The organism is Humibacillus sp. DSM 29435, assembly GCF_001758225.1.
Lineage (GTDB): Bacteria > Actinomycetota > Actinomycetes > Actinomycetales > Dermatophilaceae > DSM-29435.
The window spans coordinates 1-18044 of the sequence record NZ_MAST01000010.1; the positions used below are offsets into that span (position 1 = coordinate 1).

Below are 18044 nucleotides of genomic sequence, written 5' to 3' on the forward strand. Positions count from 1 at the left end.
TTTTCAGCCCACGCGACAGCCCCCCGCAGCACCCGTCGATGAAATCTCCGGGCTAACCGAACAACCTCAAAGGATTACCCGCCGTACACCACCGATCAGGACTTGACCCAGCTAGAAGAGCAAGATGTCACGAGGACCCAGTCCACGTGGAATAGATGTGACAGACCAGTGAGCGCACAACTGCGGCGGACACTGGCAACCGCCCAGGCCAGCGGACCATCCCATGTGCACAGTTCCCTACGCCGCGCCCAACCGATCAACCCACGCCGAGTGCTCGGATCTTCCAGGCCCAAGGACCGTCGACCAGGAGGAAGCGCAAACAGCGGAGTAGATCAAGGCACCCGGCGCTAGACGCCAGTTGGCATGGCCGGGCGGCCTTCGGCACTGGACAGGGAGACCGCACATCGGTGATGCATGGAGTTCGGGACGAACCGCTGGCATGGCTCTGAGCTTTGCTGATGATCGTGCTCACACGGGCACTGTTCAACGTCGCCAGCATGGGACGACGCGGTGCGGCCCGGCTCTGCAATGCGTGCTCGCTTGCAACGGAATGAGAACCGCTTGAACCCTTGGCACGGTTCTACGGATTAGAGGTTCCTCGACTGAAGCGTGCACTCCACGTGCAACAACGCCGAGGCAATTTCGGGTCGCCCCGGAGACTGGCGGTGCACCACCCAAGCACACGCTGGCCACAGTTGGACCGCTGGGCAGGCTTCCCAAGCTGGATACGCGGGTTCGATTCCCGTCGCTCGCTCCGACAACCAGCACCGCTGGTCAGGGTGCGTTCAGAATGCGCCAGTACTTTTCGGTCGCGTGACCACGCCCATCTCGCTGCCAGTTCGCCTCGCGATCTTTCGTCGGCCCCTGACCGTCAAGGTCGCCCAGGTGACGGTGCTGTTCTGGGTCGCCAAGCTGTTGTCGACCGGCATGGGCGAAGCGTGCTCCGACTTCCTGTTCGCACGCTTCGGTGCCGTCGGGCTGCTCGGTGGCAGTGTCGTGTTCGTCGTGGCGATGGCGGCCCAGCTTCGGTCCGCGCGCTACGTCGTGTGGCTGTACTGGTCGGCAGTGGCCATGGTCGCCGTGGTCGGCACGATGGCCGCCGACGTGATCCACGTCGGAGCAGGCATCCCGTATGCCGTCACGACGCCGTTCTTCGCGCTCGCGCTGCTGGTGGTGTTCTCGTGCTGGAAGCGGGCCGAGGGCACCCTGTCGATCCACAGCATCAGCACCCGGCGCCGCGAGTGGTTCTACTGGGTAGCGGTCATGACCACCTTCGCCTTCGGAACCGCGGCCGGCGACCTCACCGCCATCACGTTGAACCTCGGCTACCTCGGCTCGGTGTGGTTGTTCCTGGCCGTGATGGCCGTGCCCCTGGTGGGCTGGCGGCTCGGGCTGAACCCCGTCGTCGCCTTTTGGATGGCCTACATCGTGACCCGGCCGCTCGGTGCCTCGGTCGCCGACTGGGTCGGCAAGCCCGTCAGTCGCACTGGTCTAGGACTCGGCGACGGCACCATCACCGCCGTGCTGGCAGCCGTGTTCATCGGCGTGGTGATCGCGATGGCGCGACGCGACGGCATGGCCGAACCCGACGGTACGGCGGCCACTCCGTAGCACTCAACCCGGCGCCGACCGCGATCAATGCCGGCAGCATCAGCCGGATCGGCTCGCGGCCACCCAACCTGCTCGGAGCGGCGGCTCACCGTGAACGGGCTGGTAGCCCTCGAAGCGCGGCTCGAGGGTTCCCTCCCCGCCGGTGAGGTCGGGCAGCTGCCGTTGCAGGTCGTGCAGCCGGCTCGCCACCAAGCGCACCTCGAGCAGGGCCAGGTCGCCCGTGGCCGTCTGCGCCAAGAGCTCGGCGCCCCAGCGAGTGACCAGTCGCACCACGGCGACCGCATCGGGGGCCGGCACCTCGACCAGCACCCGCAGCACCGGTTCGCAGACCCGCGTGCCCGCCTGTTGCAGCGCCTGACGCATCACGATCGGGGTGAGCTGGCGGTAGTCGTAGGACGTGCTGGTCGGGCCGCGCCGTGACGGTGGACCGTCGGCGACGCTGTAGGCGCACTCCGTGAGGGTCACCAGGGCATCGGTCACCCGCCAGCCGTAGCAACCGTGTTCGAGGGTTCGACGAACGTGCTTCTCGATCGAGGCTGTGAACGCGGTCGAGCTTTTGAACAGGTAGAGGGGCATGTCGCGCGCGGGGGTCTCGTTCGCGAACCGCAGGCCCGAGCCCGCCGCACCCGGGGTGAGCCGCAGCCCAATGCTGGCGTGGTAGGGGTTCGAGTCGGTGTTGAGCCGTTCGACCGCCTCACCTGTCTGGCGAGCGCGTTCGACGTGCAGCACCCCGGCGTCGGCGAACTCGACCTCGATGCCGTACTCCTCCGCGAGCGTGGAGCCGAGCACCTCCTGCTGAACCTGCCCGTACAGCGACACCGTGGGGAGGCCGTCGTCACCGGTGCGCACGTCGATGAGCGGGTCCTGGTCGGCCAGCTCGTCAAGTGCCGTGCGCAAGGCCGGGCCCTGCTCGGGGCGCACCACGGTGACCGAAGCCTCGAGAGTCGGCGGGGCGAAATGATGATCCTGGAGGCCGCCCGGCTCACCGAACGCGTCGCCCACCCGCACCGCCCTGAGGCCGTGCAGTCGCGCGATCTGCCCCGCCGCGGCGATATCGGTTCGTCGCCAGCGGCCGGTTCCGAAGACCTCCACCGCCGACACCTTGCCCATCCGGCCACCGGACAGGGCCAGTCGCTGCCGGGGCCGCGCTGACCCGTTGAACATCCGCACGTAAGCGACCTTCTCGCCCGCCAGGCTGCGTTCGATCTTGAACACCCGCCCCGAGGGGGGAGCGTCCGCATCGGCCCGGGATGCCGGCAGCAGGGCCGCGATTCCCGTCATGAGCTCGGGAACGCCGGTTCCGGTCGAAGCCGAGCCGGCATACACCGGATGCAGCGAGGTGGTGCGGGTCTGGCCCGCCATCGCCGCTGCCAGCTCACGCCCCGAGGGGGTGCGACCCTCGACGTACGCCGCCAACCAGGTGTCGTCATGCTCGGCGAGCGCGGCGGTCTCTCGGTCACGGAAGGCAGCGTCTAGACGGTCGTGCGGGCAGAACTGGGCCCGGCGGGTGCCGAGAGCAGACACGCTGCCCATCATCACCACATCCGGCGTCAGGCGGGCCCTGATCGCGGTGAGCACCAGGTCGAGGTTCGCACCGACGCGGTCGACCTTGTTGACGAACATCAACGTCGGCACGCGCAACCGCTGCAGGGCCCGCATCAGGATTCGCGTCTGAGGCTGCACGCCTTCGACCGCCGAGAGCACGAGCACGGCACCGTCGAGCACCGAGAGAACCCGCTCGACCTCGGCGATGAAGTCGGGGTGACCGGGGGTGTCGACGACGTTGACCGTGAGGTCACCGAGCGGGAACGACACGACCGCAGCCTTGATCGTGATGCCGCGACGCCGCTCGAGGGCCAGGGTGTCGGTCGAGGTGGTTCCGGAGTCGACCGACCCCGGTTCGTCGATGACTCCGGCAAGGTGCAGGAGCCGCTCGGTCAGAGTGGTCTTACCGGCATCGACGTGGGCGAGGATGCCCAGGTTGAGCGATTGTGAAGGCACGCAGAATCCCTTGTCAGAAGTGGAAGCAGGGCGGGGAGCAAGCGCGAACCTCGCATCTGCCTGCCTCCTTCCGGGATGTGTCGTGCGGTCTTGCGAACGCGCTGACCGTACGCCCGCGTTCGGGCCGGCCGCCAACCCTTTTCGGTCGCCCGCGCGTCGACCGTGAGGAGAAGCGCCACAACGGGTACTGAGAGGATGAAGCAGACTGCAGTGACCGTCTCGGTCGCATGACGTTCGCAGTCATCGGACACGAAGAAGGGAACGCATATGGGACTCATGGACAAGGCCAAGAACGCCATGGAGGACATGACCGGCAAGGGCAAGGAAGCCGCTGGCAAGGCCACCGACGACCAGAGCCTCGAAGCCGAGGGCAAGACCGACCAGGGCAAGGCCGACCTCAAGAACGCCGGCGAGAAGGTCAAGGACGCTTTCGACAACTGAGTGTGTCGTAGCGGCTGACCCCGCACCCGAACGCCCCGAACCCTCATGGTTCGGGGCGTTCGTGCGGTGTGTCACTCCCCCTTGATCGGCGTTCCGCGTCGCATCCGAGCCGGTCGAGACCCGGGTCGCACCGCGGCGAAGACTACGGCCAGCAGGGCGAAGATGGCCAACGAGACGACCGGCGCGAGCACCGCCAGCCCGGTGGCCGCGAGATACCAGAAGATGGCCGCGATCGCCGCGTTGCGCGATGACCGGATGGCGGCGATGTCGGCGTCTGCGGTCCGCAGCTCGCCGTGTCTCGCAACCCCAGCCCACAGCAGGGCGAAGGTCAGGCTCAGCATGATCATCGTGACGCCGTAGGCGGCGACCGCGGCGCGGCGGTCGTCGCTGTCAGCACCGGTGGCGAAACGGGCCAGCAGTTCGGTGGGGAACGGCAGAAAGCCGACCACGGCCAGCAGCCCCAGGTTGCGGTAGAGCAGGCCCCGGTCGACCGTGGCCACGAACATCATCAGGTGATGGTGGTGCAGCCACATGACGCCGATGGTCAGGAAGCTGATGGCGTAGGCCACGTAGGAGGGCCAGATGGCCAGCAGCTCGAGCCCCAGGTGACCCTCGTGACCCTCTGGTACCCGGACGTCGAGAACGAGCAACGTGATGGCGATGGCGAAGACGCCGTCGCTGAAGGCTTCGACGCGGCTGGTGGACGGTCCAGCGGTTCGCGGCAGAGCGGCATCCGCTTCGATCACGGTTGTTCCTTTGGCTCGTTGGGGGGCGGCACAGGCTAGGCGGTGGATACCAGACGGTGGTTCGACGTCAGGGGAGCAATATGATCTTTCCGTGGGCCGTTCCCGCTTCGATCTCGGCGTGGGCCCGCGCGGCGTCAGTCAGGGGGTAGCGTCCCCAGACGCGCACGGTCAGCTTTCCCTCTACGGCCAGCTCGGCCAGCTCGGGCAGAGCCGCGAAGGCCCGGTCGCTGTGATCGTCGCCGGTGAAACGCACACCGAACTGTCCGGCGGCCGGGTCGGCGATCGTGATCACCGTGTCCGCGCTCCCGGTGAGCTCGATCGAGTCGGGCAGCACTCCGTGGCCGGCGGTATCGAGCGCCGCATCAACGCCCTGGGGCGCTGCGAAACGGACCCGGTTGACGAGGCCTGGGCCGTATTCGACCGCGGTCGCACCGAAGCTCTCGACCTCCTTCAGGTCGTCAGGGCCGACCGACCCGATGACGATGATGTCGCGGGCGACGGCGAGCTGGGTGGCAATGGCGCCGACACTGCCGGCGGCGCCGTGCACCAGCAGGGTCTGACCGGCTTCGAGACCCAGGTGTGCCAGCGCCCGGTAGGCCGCCTCTCCGACCGTGGCCAGGGAGGCGGCCAGGCCCCACTCCAGCCCAGCCGGTTTGGGGGTCGGCGCCTCCATCAGCGCGAAGTCGGCATAGCTGCCGGTAATAGTGGCCCCGAACACCTCGTCTCCGACCTCGAGACCCTGAACGTCGGCGCCCACGGCGGCGACGATTCCCGCGGCGTCCAAGCCGGGAGTCACCGGGAAGCGCTGGGGTCGCACCAACGACATGTCGCCTCGGCGAAGCTTGATGTCCAGCGGGTTCACGGTGGCCGCCCGCACGCGAACCAAGACCTGGCCCGGGCCAGGTTCTGGCGGGACGACCTCAGAGAGAACTAGCACCTCCGGCGAGCCGTAGTGGCTATAGATGACAGCAGCAGACATCTGCACTCCAGGGGGTCGTGACGGCCAGTCGGTGCCGCGATCATACACAACGTATGATCGAACGAGCGAGGGAAAGAGAATCAGTCGATGGTCGAACACGCTGGAGTACGCAGCACCAAGACGCGGGTGCTCGCGGTGGCGCGCGAGCTTCTGCCCACCACCGGGGCGGTCGGGCTGACCTACACCCTTCTCGCCGAGAAGGCCGGAGTCACCCGTCAGACCCTGTACCGTCACTGGCCTACTCGTGAGCAGCTCTTGGCCGAGCTCGTCCTGACCGGGCCCGAGGTCGGGTACCCCACTGAGAGCGGGAATCTACGCACGACGGTGATCGACTTCCTTACCAGCTTGCGAGCAGGAATGGCCGTACCCGCCACGGCGGCCGCGCTCACCACCCTGTCCGCCCAAGCTGATCGTGACATGGTCAGCGAACAGGCCCTCGCCGCGGTCGCCACAGACCGGCACCAAGCGCTCAATGTCCTTCTGCGACCCACCGGACGGGCGGTGGATGAGGACGACTTCGCGCTGCTGTGCGGCCCCATCCTCTACCGGCGATTCATCGCCCGAACACCCGTGGACGACCGGTTCATCGTCACTACGGTCGACAGGTGGCTGGCCGGCAGGGCGTCCCGACCAGACTGATGCTGGGCCCTCGGTAGACGTCCTGGTCCACCGCACCACCGGGCCGCAGCACTGCCGGTGTACGGCGCCGAGTGCTCGAAGGCGGCAGGTTCGATTTCACCAGCGCAGTCCGACCCGTTAACCTATGAGTGCAATGCGGGTGTAGTTCAGTAGCAGAACAGCCTCCCTCCAGGAGGAAGACGTACGTGCGATTCGTGCCACCTGCTCCAGTTGCGAAGGGCCCGGTCACCTCGACCGGGTCCTTCGTCTTTCCGCTCAGCGTTCGGTGCCGTGCTTGTAGTGGCCTGAGGCCTTCGCCAGGGCGAGCTGGGCTCTCGGGTCATCGGCGCCGTCGGCAGCGGCCAGACGCGCCGCCAGCCTCCCGGCTGCCGTGCCACCGATGACGCAGACGACCCGGCCACCGCGCAGGATGCGGATGCCGCCCGACTTGGTCTCGCTCCAGTCGTAGGGGTCGTCGGCCAGGCCTTGGGGGGTCTCCATGCGGTCATTCCACCGCATCACCACCGTGCGGCGCGTCCGAGATCTCCGTCACGGTCAATTGTGACCTTCGGCCCTTGCCCTCATTACTGACCGGTAGCATGATGGAGTAACCGGCCAGTAACTTTGGCAGCAAGCACGCCCCGACCGCCCGTCGAGTGGCGCAGAAGTGAGTGGAGGACCCCATGGGCCACTACCGGAGCAACGTTCGAGACCTCGAGTTCAACCTCTTCGAGGTGTTCGGGCGCCAAGACGTCCTCGGCACGGGCATCTACGCCGAGGTCGACGTCGACGCCGCGAAGGACATCCTGCGCGAGGTCTCACGCCTGGCCGAGCACGAGCTGGCCGAGAGCCTGCTCGACAGCGACCGGCATCCGCCCGTGTTCGACCCGGCCACCCACTCGGTGACGATGCCCGAGGCGTTCAAAAGGTCGTTCCGGGCCTACGTCGACGGAGAGTGGGGCAACCTCGACGTCCCCGCCGAGCTGGGCGGCATGGTCGTGCCGGCCTCCCTGCGCTGGTCGGTCGCCGAGATGGTGTGCGGCGCCAACCCGGCCGTACACATGTTCGCGGCCAGCTACTCGTTCGCCAGCCTGCTCTACTACCTGGGCACCGACGACCAGAAGAAGCTCGCTCAGCACATCGTCGACCACGCCTGGCACGCCACCATGGTGCTCACCGAGCCGGATGCCGGCAGCGACGTGGGCGCCGGGCGAACCAAGGCGGTGCAGCAGGCCGACGGCAGCTGGCACATCAGCGGCGTCAAGCGGTTCATCTCCTCCGCCGAGAGCGACATGGTCGACAACGTCGTGCACTTCGTGCTCGCCCGCCCCGAGGGGGCCGGCCCCGGCACCAAGGGCCTGAGCCTCTTCGTCGTGCCGAAGTTCCACGTCGACCTCGAGACCGGCGACGTCGGCGAGCGCAACGGCGTCTACGTCACGAACCTCGAGCACAAGATGGGCCTCAAGGCCTCCACCACCTGCGAGCTCACCTTCGGCGAGCACGAGCCGGCGGTCGGCACCCTGCTCGGTGACGTCCACGACGGCATCGCCCAGATGTTCAAGGTCATCGAGAACGCGCGGATGTTCGTCGGTACCAAGGCGATCGCCACCCTCTCGACCGGCTACCTCAACGCCCTTGCCTACGCCAAGGAGCGAGTGCAGGGCGCCGACCTGACGCAGATGGCCGACAAGGCAGCGCCGCGGGTGACGATCACCCACCACCCCGACGTGCGCCGCTCCCTCATGCTCCAGAAGGCCTACGCCGAGGGGCTGCGCGCCCTCGTGCTCTACACGGCATCCCAGCAGGACACCGTGAACCAGGCGCAGGGTGGCAACCCGGCCGCAGCGCTCGTGCCCGGCTCGGACGCTGAGATGGCGCACCGGGTCAGCGACCTGATGCTGCCACTCGTCAAGGGCCTCGGCAGCGAGCGAGCGTGGACGCTGCTCGGCACCGAGTCGCTGCAGACCTTCGGCGGGTCGGGCTTCCTGGCCGACTACCCGGTCGAGCAGTACGTGCGCGACGCGAAGATCGACACCCTCTACGAGGGCACCACGGCGATCCAGGGCCTCGACTTCTTCTTCCGCAAGATCGTGCGCGACAAGGGCCAGGCCCTGCAGTACGTGGCGTCGCAGATGCAGGAGTTCGCCAAGAACCTCGGGGGCTCCCTCGACACCGAGCGCGAGCTGCTCGGCCGGGCACTCGAAGACGTGCAGGGCATCGTCGGTCACATGGTCGACGACGCCATGAAGAGCGACCCGCGCTTCGGCGGCGACGTCTCCAACGTCTACCGCGTCGGTCAGAACACCACCCGGCTGCTGCTCGCGGCCGGTGACCTCGTAGTCGGCTGGCTGCTGCTGCGCCAGGCTGAGGTGGCCCAGCGGGCCCTCGACGGTGGCGCGGTCGGTAAGGATCGCGACTTCTACATCGGCAAGGTGGCAGCCGCGTCGTTCTACGCCCGGAACGTACTGCCGAAGCTGACTGCGGAGCGGGTCATGGCCGAGGCCGTCGACAACGCGCTGATGGACGTGCCCGAGTCGGCCTTCTGACGCGGCGTCCAGCGCGCCACAGGCCGGCATCCCCCCGGATGCCGGCCTGTCTCTCAAGGCAACGAGTGGTCACGGACCCCCCAGCCCGTGACCACTCGACTTCCCCCACCCCCAGCCCCACTGGCGGCCCCCGCCACCAGCCCCTGCCGTTCACCCCCTGATGAACGGCCCCCACCCACGACCGCCGACCCCCCGGCCTGCGGTCTCGCGATCCTCACGCCGCAGCCCCCCGGCCACGGCATCAGTCTGCGAATCAGTCTGCGATTGCTGCTGTCCTGACTGCAGCTGGTGCTGACCGATCCGCCGCTTGATCGACTCGACCGGTCACGGCCAGCAGGCTGACACCCAGGCCGAGCACGACCACGAGCGGCGAACCCATGCGGAGGGCGGCGGCCCAGCGGTCGCGGTCGGTCGGGGTGGCAGCGTCGAGCTCCCCGGCGGTGTGCGGCTGCAGGCGGCGCTGTTCTCGGTCACGGCACCATGCAAGCAGCGTTGCACCGACCTCCGCCTGAGTAGGTGTGCTCACTTCCCCCACATCATCACGAATCGCCGGCCTCACCCCCGACCGGCAACGAGCTGCTACGACGACGACCGGGGCCGCCCTGTGATCAGGTGACGGCGCCGGAGCTCAGTCGTCAGCCGGCCGGGTCGAGCACGACCACGGTGAGTCCCGGCGGCCCGGGGCGGCCCATGGCGACCAGGGCCTCCCCTGCCTGTTCCAGGCCCACTACCCGATTCACGAGCGCGGCCGGGTCGAGCCGGCCGTTCGCCACCAGCTCGAGCATGGCCGGGTAGTCGACGGCCGGCATCCCGTGAGAGCCGAACACCGCCAGCTCTCGGGCGATGACGAGACCCATCGGCAGCGCCGCCGACGAATCCGCGCCCAGCAGCAGACCGACCTGCACGTGACGGCCCCGTGGCCGCAGGCTTTCGATCGAGGCCGAGGCGACGCTTGGCGAGCCGATCGCGTCGATGCCGACGTGCGCTCCGCCGCCGGTCACCTCCCGGATGCCGGCCACTGCGCCGGCCAGGTCGCCGGCGTCGAAGGCGTGCTCGGCGCCGAGCTCTCTGGCGCGGTCGAGAGCGCTCGACGAGACGTCGACCGCGATGACCCGTGCACCGATGGCACGGCCGATCATCACCACCGAGAGCCCCACACCGCCGGAGCCGAAGACCACCAGCCACTGGCCGGCCGCCAGGTTACCGTGCGTGTGCAGGGCGCGGAAGGCGGTGGCGAACCGGCAGCCGAGGGCGGCCGCGGCGGTGAACGTGAGCGAGTCGGGCAAGTGCACCAGGTTGGTGTTGGCGGCTGGCACCATGACGAGCTCGGCGAACGAACCGGGCCCGCTGAAGCCGGGCTGGTAGCCGTCGGGGCAGACCTGGGCGTCGCCGGAGCGGCACCACTCGCAGACGCCGCAGCCACAGGCGAACGGTGCCGTCACCCGGTCACCAACTGCGGCACGGGTGACCCCGGCGCCCACCTGGTCGACCACGCCGGCGAACTCGTGACCCGGCACGTGCGGCAACCTCACCGGGTCGTGCCCGCTCCAGGCGTGCCAGTCGGAGCGACAGACCCCGGTGGCCCGCACTCGCACGATCACGCTGCCGGCCGGGCACGGGGGTTCGGCCACGGAACGCACCGTGGGTAGCTGCCCGTATTCGTCGTAGACAACGGCTCGCACGGCGTTCCTCCCTCTCGACCACTCTGCGGCTCAGACTGTCACGCGCCGGAAATGTTCACGAAGCAGCATCCGCCTGCGTTCAGACCTCGCCCTCCCAGGGGTAGCCCAAGGCCAGGAACACGTGGGGAACAGCCGTGCGCTCGCCCTCGACAGTCCCCTTGAACAAGGCGGCGCCATCGCCGGCCTCGATGACCACGGTTCGACGACCGGTGCGGTACACCGCTGCGACGCGCTCACGAGGGATGCGTCTCACGTCGTTGCCCTGCCTCGCGACGATGCGCTCCCGCGTGACGTCGAGGCGCCACGACTGGTCGATGACCAAGAGACCGGCGAGCGCCCCGACAGCCAGCCCGATCACCGGGCGGCCCCAGGTGAGCCAGGTGGCGTCGAGCCGGGCCACCGACTGCAGCCAGGCCGGGAAGGGAAGGTCGTGGTCGCCGGCGAAGGCAGTGACCAAGGGCAACCCGACGGCGAGCAGGGCGCCGACCACCGCGGCCACGAGGACGACGAAGATCCGGTCGGCGCCCGAGTGCTCGAGTCGGCGAGAAGTCTCCATGGCCTCGAGTCTGGTCACACCCGGCTCTACGGTCATCGGCCGAAAGGATGACACCGTGCGACTTTGGTCGCGTTTCTGGCGACGGTCAGTACGTCGACTGCTGACCCCGGCGTGACACGCCTCGCGTCACCAGCACTGCGACCAGCGCCACCGCGACGCCGATTCCCGCAACCAACACCCACTGACCGATCCCCGTCGCGACGGCGTCGTAGGCGGCATCCGCGACGGCTCGCACTGACTCCGTCGGAGCCGACGAGCTGTCGACGGCCTTCACGACGGCATCGACGGCCAGCGGCCGGGCCAGCGACAGCGCGGCCGCGAGCAGCGCCAGCCCTATGCCCCAGCCGACGAGCAGCCAGGCCGTCGCGCGAAGCCGCAGCAAGGCCACCGCGACCGCGAGCACGCCGAGCCCGACGGCCACGAACGGCGCCCAGACGCCGAACCGGTCAGCGAAGCTGTAGGCGGGCCGGAGGCGTTCGAGCTGGGCGCTCGACAGCACGGGTACGCCCACGGTCGGCGCGAAGTTCTGCGGCACAGTGATGCCCAGGCCGGCCAGTCGGGCCTTCAGGCGGTCGAGGGGCACCGCCACGCGAAGAACGAGCCCCTCCGGGGTCGAGCCGGCCGGCTGCGCCATCGTCGACGCGAACTGGTCGTGCGCGGTGGTGACGGCAGCCGACCAGACCCGAGCGAACTGGTCACTCGCGAGCACGGTGGTGACGCCCTCGCGAACCGGGACGGCCGCCACTGCCCGCAGCCGCTCGGGTAGCGCCAGCCGGCCCAGCGCCGCGTTCGTGACCGTGGCGCTCAGAGCCTGCTGCACACTGGCCGTCTTGACCACCGGGCTGACCGTGTCGACGAACGTGTCGGTTCGGGTGCCCACCGCCGACACCCAGGCGAGCACCAGGGCGAGGGGTAGCAGCACCGCGGAGAGCAGGCCGAGCAGCAGGCTGAACGGCGTGCGCGCAGAGAAGCCGGCGTCGTGCGGGCGTTCGTTCATGGTGCGCCTCTCGTCAGGTTCCGCGCAGGTCTAGTACGAGCCGGGGCTCGGCCGCCTCGTCGATGACGACGGGGATGCCCCAGTCCTGCTGGAACAGGTGGCAGGCGGCGTGCTCCGGCACCTCGCCGGTGACCGGGTCGCCGTCACACGCCGCGGCCTGAACCGACACGTGCAACGTTCCGGTGGGCCCCGCCCCTTCTGTCGGGATGCCGCTCGCCAGCGTGATGGTGCGCCGGAGCCCTCTCGCCCGCCCGTCACCGTCACTCACCAGGTGTTCGGGGGTGGCCGAGACCTGGAGCATGGTCGGGTCACCCCAGCGGTCGTCGAGCTTCTGCCCCGGGGGTGGCGTGAAGGCGACCTCGAGCTCGATCAGGCCCGAGGGCAGGCGCGTGGGCGGGCGTTGGGTGCGTTGCGCCAGACCGTCGACGTGCTGGGCCTCACGGGGTAGTGCGACCCGCGTGAGTCGGTGGGCGGCGGACTCGACCACCACGAGACGGGTCCCGCCGGTCTCGTCGTCGACCTCGACGACGGCGTCGCTCGGCTCGGCCAGGCCTTGGGCGATCGTCGCAACCACCCCGGTCGTCGGGTCGTAGCGGCGGATCGCACCGTTGTAGGTGTCGCTGACCGCGACCGACCCGTCGGGCAGCGCGGTCACTCCGAGCGGATGCTGGAGCAGGGCCTCGGCGGCAGGGCCGTCGCGGTGCCCGAAGTCGAACAGGCCTGTGCCGACATGGGTCTCGACCAGTAGGTCGTCACCGACACGCTTGACGGAGCGAAGGGCTGACGTCTCCGAGTCGGCCACCCACAGGCGCAGCCCGTCGCCCGAGACGGCAAGCCCCGACGGCTGCGCGAACCAGGCGGCCTCCGCCGGGCCGTCACGCAGACCCTCGTTCGTCGTGCCGGCCAGCACGCCGACCGTGCCGGTGTCGACGGAGTCGCCCGGCACCCACTGCCACAGCTGGTGCGTGCCCGCCATCGCGATGACGACCCGGTCGTCGAACCAGGCCAGGTCCCACGGGGTCGACAGCGGCTGGCCGAGCGCCGGCCCACTGCCGCCGCGCTGCCGCAGCTGCTCACCGGTTCCGGCCAGTACGTGGATAGAGCCTTCGCCGAAGCGGATTCCCTTGAGCTGATGGTTGACCGAGTCGGCGACGAGCAGATCGACACCCAGGGCCTCGACCACCGGTGGCGGCGCCAGCAGCACCCCTTGGGGCTCGTTCAGCTGCCCGTTCCCGCCCCACCGATCCAGCTCGGTCTCAAGATCGGCGCCGAGGTGCACCACCTGGTGGTTCGCGGTGTCAGACACGACGAAGGTTCCGTCACCGAGCGCCACGACCTTCCCCGGGAACCTGAGGGCGGTCTCGGCTGCCGGTGGCGGAACGTAGGGGCCGTCACCCGGCTGCAGCGTGCCCTTCTCGCGGTGTTCACGCACGAGCTCGTCAACGAGGGCAGCCAAGCCGGGGCCGTGCCCCTCGCCCGACATCGAGGCGACGATGTAGCCCTCGGGGTCGACCACGACGAGCGTCGGCCAGGCCCGCGCGGTGTAGGCCCGCCACGTGACCAGCTCGGGGTCGTCGAGCACCGGGTGGGTCACGCCGTAGCGCTCGACGGCGGCCACGACGGCATCGGGGTCGGCCTCGTGCTCGAACTTCGGCGAGTGCACCCCGATGATGGTCAGGACGTCGGGAAAGAGCGCCTCCACCGCCCGCAGCTCATCGAGAGCGTGCAGGCAGTTGACGCAGCAGAAGGTCCAGAAGTCGAGCACGACGACCCGCCCGCGCAGCCCTTCGAGTGAGAGGGCCTGCCCGCCCGTGCCCAGCCAGCCCCGGCCGACCAGCTCCGGCGCCCGGACCCGCACGCGTGACCGCAGGCTGCTCGGGGCCACGTTGTCGGTCGTTCTGTGGGCTGCCGTGTCGGCTCGTCGGTCGGTGGCTGTCATCGCAGTCGGCGGTCGGGCAGCACCGGAAAGGCGCGGCGCCAGTGGTCGATCGCAGCGATGTCGAGGTCGGCACTGATCACCTGCTCGTCAGCACCGGCCGACGCCAGAACCTTCCCCGTGGCGTCGACCACCTGTGAGTGACCGCCCATCTCATGGCCGGCATGCGTGCCAGCGGTGTTGCAGGCCACCACGACGCACTGGTTCTCGATGGCTCGCGCCTGGCCCAGCAGCGTCCAGTGGGCGACCCGGCGCATCGGCCACGCCGCCGGCACGACCAAGACCTCGGCGCCGGCGTCGAGCAGCCGCCGGTAGAGCTCGGGAAAGCGCAGGTCGTAACAGGTCGAGAGCCCGACCTTCACGGCCTCGCCCCGCGCCACCGGCACGTCGACCACGACGACGTCGTTGCCGGCATCCAGCAGGGCAGGCTCGCCCTCGCCGAAGCCGAACCGGTGGATCTTGCGGTAGGTGGCGAGCAGCCCACCGTCGGGGCCGAAGACGACACTGGTGTTCCAGAGGCCCCGCCCGCCCGCCTCGGTGGCTTCGGCCCGTTCGACGATCGACCCGCCGTGCAGGGTCACTCGCGCCTTGGCGGCCGCCGCCGAGAGTGCCTTGGCGACCGGACCGTCGACCGGCTCGGCCCGCTCGTTCCAGCGGGGGTAGTCGAAGCCGCCCGCCGGCCACAGCTCGGGCAGCACGACGAGGTCGTGCCCGGCCTGCGACTCGACGAGGGCGACCACCCGGGCGGTTCGCTCCTGCACCGTCTCGCGGTCGTCGTAGCCGAGCTGGATCACGGAGACCTTCATGAGGCCACTCTCACACGACCGGCCTCTGACACCAACGCGGCTGCGGGACTATCGTCAGATCATGGAGCCGGTATCGCGCTCTCGAGGCCTCGCCCACCGGGTTGACGACCTCAGTGTCGGCGGTGCGCTCTGGGTTGGGGCCGTGACCAGCACCTTCGTGTTGATGGTCATGATCACCCTGCTCGCTCGGTTCGGTGGCCCGGCCGGCGCGGCTCTCGACTGGCAGAGCGGCACGGGCACCGTGGGCGCCGACGGGGTGTCGCTGACGGTCGACGGAACCGACCTCGGGGCCACCGGTCAGGTGCCGCTCTGGTTCGACGCCATCGGTGCCCGGCACTACCAGAGCTGGCCTGCCTGTCTGTCGTCGGCGGGGGCTGCGGTGACGGTCCGGTTCGCGACCGTGCCCGTCGCGGTCGGGGTGACACGGGGGCAGAGCGGCATCCAGCCGATCGTGGCCGTCGACTGCCGCCAGCCCTGAGCCCCGCACCTCGCGGCCCCGGAATCGGACCACGGCTGGATTTAAGCGGCCCCGAGACCCCAGCCACCGCACCAACCGGACCACGGCTGGAATCATCCGGCCCCGAGACCCCAGCCACCGCACCAACCGGACCACGGCTGGAATCAAGCGGCCCGCACGCCGCCTCCTGCCACTGGAATCGGACCACGGCTGGATTCCGGTGGGCCAGCCCCCGGCATCCGACCGCACCAATCGGACCACGGCTGGATTCAAGCGGCCCCGAGACCCCAGCCACCGCACCAACCGGACCACGGCTGGAATCAAGCGGCCCGCACGCCGCCTCCTGCCACTGGAATCGGACCACGGCTGGATTCCGGTGGGCCAGCCCCCGGCATCCGATCGCACCAATCGGACCACGGCTGGATGCCGCTGGCCGAGGCGGCGGGGCAGCCGCACTTATCGTCGAGCGTCGGGGGCTACTCGGCGCGAGCGCGAGCAGCGACGGGCACCTGCGTCGAAGCCCCCGTGGCATCGGGGAGCCGCCCCGGCAGCGCGAGTGAGATCAGCACGCCGACGCCGGCGAACGCGATCGCCCACCAGAACGACTGCTGAAAGGCGCTGGCGAGCGAAGCGGTCGAGGACCCCTCGGGGGCGGCGCCGACGAGAATCACCGCGAGCACGGCCACGCCGAACGAGCCACCCACCTGGCCGGCGATTCGGGTGATGATGCTCGCGTCGGGCGCGGCGGAACGTTCCAGTCCCCGATACCCGAGGGCCATCAGCGGGATCGTCACGACGCCGAGACCGATTCCGCGTACGAAGAGCGCGCCCATCAGCCACCACTCGTTGGTGCGCGCGTCGGCGAAGCCGAACGGCAGCGTGCCCAGCAGCACGATGAGGAATCCCACCAGCACCAGGAGGCGCGCGCCCATGGTGTCGGCCAGCTTCCCCGCCAGCGCGCGGCTCGCGAGCGTGCCCAGACCTTGCGGGATGAGCAGCACGCCGGCCATGAGCACGGTCGTGCCCCGCAGCTGTTGAAAGTACAGCGGAAGAAGAATCATCGCGCCGTAGAGGGTGATGCCGGAGAGGAACAGCAGCAGTGACGACGAGGCCAGCGGCCAGTGCTTCAGCAGTCGCACGTCAACCAGGGCGCTGCCCTGACGCCGCAGCGCCCAGCCCACGAACCCAGCCATCAGCAGCAGGCCGGCGACGAGCGGCGCGACGACATCGGCCCGACCGAATCCACCGGTCTTGCTGGAGTTCGAGATTCCCCACAGGATGCCGACCAGGCCGGGAGCCATCAGCAGGAAGCCGACGACGTCGAGGGGCGCCCGGCGCACCGGCCCGTCCGTCGGCAGCACGATCACCGCCAGGACGATGCCGACGACACAGAACGGGACGTTCACCCAGAACATCCACGACCAGTGCAGGTGCTGCAGGATCAACCCGCCGACCACCGGGCCGAGAATCGGCCCGAGCACTGCGGGCAGGCTCACGACAGACATGATCCTGCCGAGGTTGTTCCCGCCTGCCGCTTGCACGACGAGGGTCGACATGAGTGGCAGCAGCACGCCTCCGCCGACGCCTTGCACGGTGCGGAAAGCGATCAGGCTGCCCGCGTTCCAGGCCAGGCTCGAGAGCACCGACCCGCAGAGGAACAGTGCGAGGGCGATGATCCAGAGCCGTTTGCTGCCCAGGACCCGCTGGGCCCAGCCGGTGATCGGGATGGTGATGGCGAGGGCGACGAGATAGCCGGTCGTGACCCATTGAATGGTTGCGACGGAGGTGTGCAGGTCATCCGCGAGCGTGCGCAGGGCGACTGCCACGATGGTCGTGTCGAACAGCACGGCCAACCCACCGACGAGCACGGTCCATACCGTGCGCCACACTGCCGGATCGATCTGCGGCGATTCGGTCTGCGTTTCGGACATCGAGAACTCCTTGAGATACAGCGTGTATCTTCAAGGTAGAGCGAGAGAAGAAGAAACACAATGTCTCTTACCAGCGATCCTCAGGAGCCCGCGCCGAAGCGGCGCCGCGGTGCGGCGCTCGAGGCTGCGCTGCTCGACGCCGCGTGGGATGAGATCCTCGAGAAGGGCTACGACCGCTTCACCATCGAGTCCGTCGCCGAGCGCGCCCGAACGAGTCGCGCCGTCGTCTATCGCCGCTGGCCACGCAAGGCCGACCTGGTTCACGCCGCGGCCACCCGAGCCGGGTCGCAGCAACAGGTCTCGGTCCCGAACACCGGGTCGCTGCGAGATGACGTGATCGAGCTGCTGCGCCGGGCAAACCGCTCGCGATCTCAGATCGGCGTGCAGATGATCTTGCAGCTGGGCGGCTACTTCGCCGAGACCGGTACGGGTATCGCCGAACTACGCAGCGCCTTCCTGTCGGGCCGCAGCAGCGCCATGCAACAGGTTCTCGACCGCGCGGTCGAGCGCGGCGAGGCTGACCCCGACAGACTCACCTCTCGAGTGGCCGGGGTGCCCTTCGACCTCTACCGACAAGAGCTCCTGATGACCCTCAAGACCGTGCCCGACGAGGTCATCGAGTCCATCGTCGACGAGGTGTTCCTCCCCCTCGTCATCAGGCGGTGAGTGCCGTTATCCGGGGGACGTCGGACCGGTCGCTCACACCCGGCGTCCCAGCGCGAATCGCACCGCGGCGA

The 18044-nt window shown here is 69.2% G+C and carries 16 protein-coding genes and 1 tRNA gene; 7 read left to right on the forward strand and 10 right to left on the reverse strand.

Going from position 1 to position 18044, the window contains the following annotated elements:
• Positions 1–813: 813 nt before the first annotated feature.
• Positions 814–1611, forward strand: a complete 798-nt coding sequence (locus tag BA895_RS08115; RefSeq protein WP_217493861.1) for a hypothetical protein — start codon at positions 814–816, stop codon at positions 1609–1611.
• Positions 1612–1650: 39 nt separating this feature from the next.
• Here BA895_RS08115 and BA895_RS08120 read toward each other — a convergent pair whose 3' ends face one another.
• Positions 1651–3612: a translation factor GTPase family protein gene (locus BA895_RS08120; RefSeq protein WP_070191404.1), complete on the reverse strand. Its 1962-nt coding sequence runs from the start codon at positions 3610–3612 to the stop codon at positions 1651–1653.
• Between the two features lie 267 nt (positions 3613–3879).
• On the opposite strand from BA895_RS08120, the gene BA895_RS08125 reads away from it, so the two are divergent.
• The gene (locus BA895_RS08125) at positions 3880–4053 is read left to right on the forward strand and encodes a CsbD family protein (protein WP_070191405.1); all 174 of its coding nucleotides are present in this window, start codon (positions 3880–3882) and stop codon (positions 4051–4053) included.
• 71 nt (positions 4054–4124) lie between these two features.
• Here the strand turns inward: BA895_RS08125 and BA895_RS08130 are convergent, their stop codons facing one another.
• Both BA895_RS08130 and BA895_RS08135 read right to left on the reverse strand, forming a co-directional pair.
• Positions 4125–4799 (reverse strand): TMEM175 family protein, encoded by a 675-nt coding sequence (locus tag BA895_RS08130; protein ID WP_070191406.1) that lies wholly within the window; start codon positions 4797–4799, stop codon positions 4125–4127.
• A gap of 67 nt (positions 4800–4866) precedes the next feature.
• A complete protein-coding gene (locus tag BA895_RS08135) occupies positions 4867–5778 on the reverse strand; it encodes an NADP-dependent oxidoreductase (protein ID WP_070191407.1) in 912 nt (303 codons plus the stop codon).
• An 87-nt stretch (positions 5779–5865) separates the two neighbouring features.
• Here BA895_RS08135 and BA895_RS08140 point away from each other — a divergent pair, with 87 nt between their 5' ends.
• Entirely contained in the window at positions 5866–6417 is a 552-nt protein-coding gene (locus BA895_RS08140) for a TetR/AcrR family transcriptional regulator (RefSeq protein ID WP_070191408.1), read from the forward strand.
• 135 nt (positions 6418–6552) lie between these two features.
• Positions 6553–6626, forward strand: a tRNA-Gly gene (locus BA895_RS08145).
• Between the two features lie 46 nt (positions 6627–6672).
• On the opposite strand, the gene BA895_RS08150 is transcribed toward BA895_RS08145, so the two are convergent.
• Entirely contained in the window at positions 6673–6897 is a 225-nt protein-coding gene (locus BA895_RS08150; RefSeq protein WP_070191409.1) for a hypothetical protein, read from the reverse strand.
• A gap of 182 nt (positions 6898–7079) precedes the next feature.
• On the opposite strand from BA895_RS08150, the gene BA895_RS08155 reads away from it, so the two are divergent.
• Complete coding sequence (locus BA895_RS08155) at positions 7080–8942, forward strand: acyl-CoA dehydrogenase (RefSeq protein WP_070191410.1); 1863 nt, start codon at positions 7080–7082, stop codon at positions 8940–8942.
• A gap of 635 nt (positions 8943–9577) precedes the next feature.
• On the opposite strand, the gene BA895_RS08165 is transcribed toward BA895_RS08155, so the two are convergent.
• The 5 genes from BA895_RS08165 to BA895_RS08185 all read right to left on the reverse strand — a co-directional run bounded on the left by BA895_RS08165 (position 9578) and on the right by BA895_RS08185 (position 14919).
• On the reverse strand, positions 9578–10624 hold the full coding sequence (locus tag BA895_RS08165) for a zinc-dependent alcohol dehydrogenase family protein (protein ID WP_070191412.1): 1047 nt from the start codon (positions 10622–10624) through the stop codon (positions 9578–9580).
• A gap of 79 nt (positions 10625–10703) precedes the next feature.
• On the reverse strand, positions 10704–11180 hold the full coding sequence (locus BA895_RS08170; RefSeq protein ID WP_139142567.1) for a hypothetical protein: 477 nt from the start codon (positions 11178–11180) through the stop codon (positions 10704–10706).
• 85 nt (positions 11181–11265) lie between these two features.
• A complete protein-coding gene (locus BA895_RS08175) occupies positions 11266–12177 on the reverse strand; it encodes a hypothetical protein (RefSeq protein ID WP_070191414.1) in 912 nt (303 codons plus the stop codon).
• A gap of 13 nt (positions 12178–12190) precedes the next feature.
• On the reverse strand, positions 12191–14116 hold the full coding sequence (locus BA895_RS08180) for an NHL domain-containing thioredoxin family protein (RefSeq protein WP_083283125.1): 1926 nt from the start codon (positions 14114–14116) through the stop codon (positions 12191–12193).
• Positions 14113–14919 (reverse strand): carbon-nitrogen family hydrolase, encoded by an 807-nt coding sequence (locus BA895_RS08185; RefSeq protein WP_070191415.1) that lies wholly within the window; start codon positions 14917–14919, stop codon positions 14113–14115. The genes BA895_RS08180 and BA895_RS08185 overlap by 4 nt, the downstream gene beginning before the upstream one ends.
• A 61-nt stretch (positions 14920–14980) precedes the next feature.
• Here BA895_RS08185 and BA895_RS08190 point away from each other — a divergent pair, with 61 nt between their 5' ends.
• Positions 14981–15397 carry a hypothetical protein gene (locus BA895_RS08190; RefSeq protein ID WP_070191416.1) on the forward strand — a complete coding sequence of 139 codons (417 nt, stop codon included), beginning with the start codon at positions 14981–14983 and terminating at the stop codon, positions 15395–15397.
• A 455-nt stretch (positions 15398–15852) separates the two neighbouring features.
• On the opposite strand, the gene BA895_RS08195 is transcribed toward BA895_RS08190, so the two are convergent.
• Positions 15853–17307, reverse strand: a complete 1455-nt coding sequence (locus tag BA895_RS08195; RefSeq protein WP_070191417.1) for an MDR family MFS transporter — start codon at positions 17305–17307, stop codon at positions 15853–15855.
• A 60-nt stretch (positions 17308–17367) separates the two neighbouring features.
• On the opposite strand from BA895_RS08195, the gene BA895_RS08200 reads away from it, so the two are divergent.
• A complete protein-coding gene (locus BA895_RS08200) occupies positions 17368–17973 on the forward strand; it encodes a TetR/AcrR family transcriptional regulator (RefSeq protein ID WP_070191418.1) in 606 nt (201 codons plus the stop codon).
• Positions 17974–18044 lie beyond the last annotated feature (71 nt).

Bases quoted from the DNA above. Each gene is read 5' to 3' on its own strand.
- BA895_RS08125 (WP_070191405.1), top strand. From the start codon at position 3,880: ATGGGACTCATGGACAAGGCCAAGAACGCCATGGAGGACATGACCGGC.
- BA895_RS08135 (WP_070191407.1), bottom strand. From the start codon at position 5,778: ATGTCTGCTGCTGTCATCTATAGCCACTACGGCTCGCCGGAGGTGCTA.
- BA895_RS08140 (WP_070191408.1), top strand. From the start codon at position 5,866: ATGGTCGAACACGCTGGAGTACGCAGCACCAAGACGCGGGTGCTCGCG.
- BA895_RS08150 (WP_070191409.1), bottom strand. From the start codon at position 6,897: ATGGAGACCCCCCAAGGCCTGGCCGACGACCCCTACGACTGGAGCGAG.
- BA895_RS08155 (WP_070191410.1), top strand. From the start codon at position 7,080: ATGGGCCACTACCGGAGCAACGTTCGAGACCTCGAGTTCAACCTCTTC.
- BA895_RS08170 (WP_139142567.1), bottom strand. From the start codon at position 11,180: ATGGAGACTTCTCGCCGACTCGAGCACTCGGGCGCCGACCGGATCTTC.
- BA895_RS08175 (WP_070191414.1), bottom strand. From the start codon at position 12,177: ATGAACGAACGCCCGCACGACGCCGGCTTCTCTGCGCGCACGCCGTTC.
- BA895_RS08180 (WP_083283125.1), bottom strand. From the start codon at position 14,116: ATGACAGCCACCGACCGACGAGCCGACACGGCAGCCCACAGAACGACC.
- BA895_RS08185 (WP_070191415.1), bottom strand. From the start codon at position 14,919: ATGAAGGTCTCCGTGATCCAGCTCGGCTACGACGACCGCGAGACGGTG.
- BA895_RS08190 (WP_070191416.1), top strand. From the start codon at position 14,981: ATGGAGCCGGTATCGCGCTCTCGAGGCCTCGCCCACCGGGTTGACGAC.
- BA895_RS08195 (WP_070191417.1), bottom strand. From the start codon at position 17,307: ATGTCCGAAACGCAGACCGAATCGCCGCAGATCGATCCGGCAGTGTGG.
- BA895_RS08200 (WP_070191418.1), top strand. From the start codon at position 17,368: ATGTCTCTTACCAGCGATCCTCAGGAGCCCGCGCCGAAGCGGCGCCGC.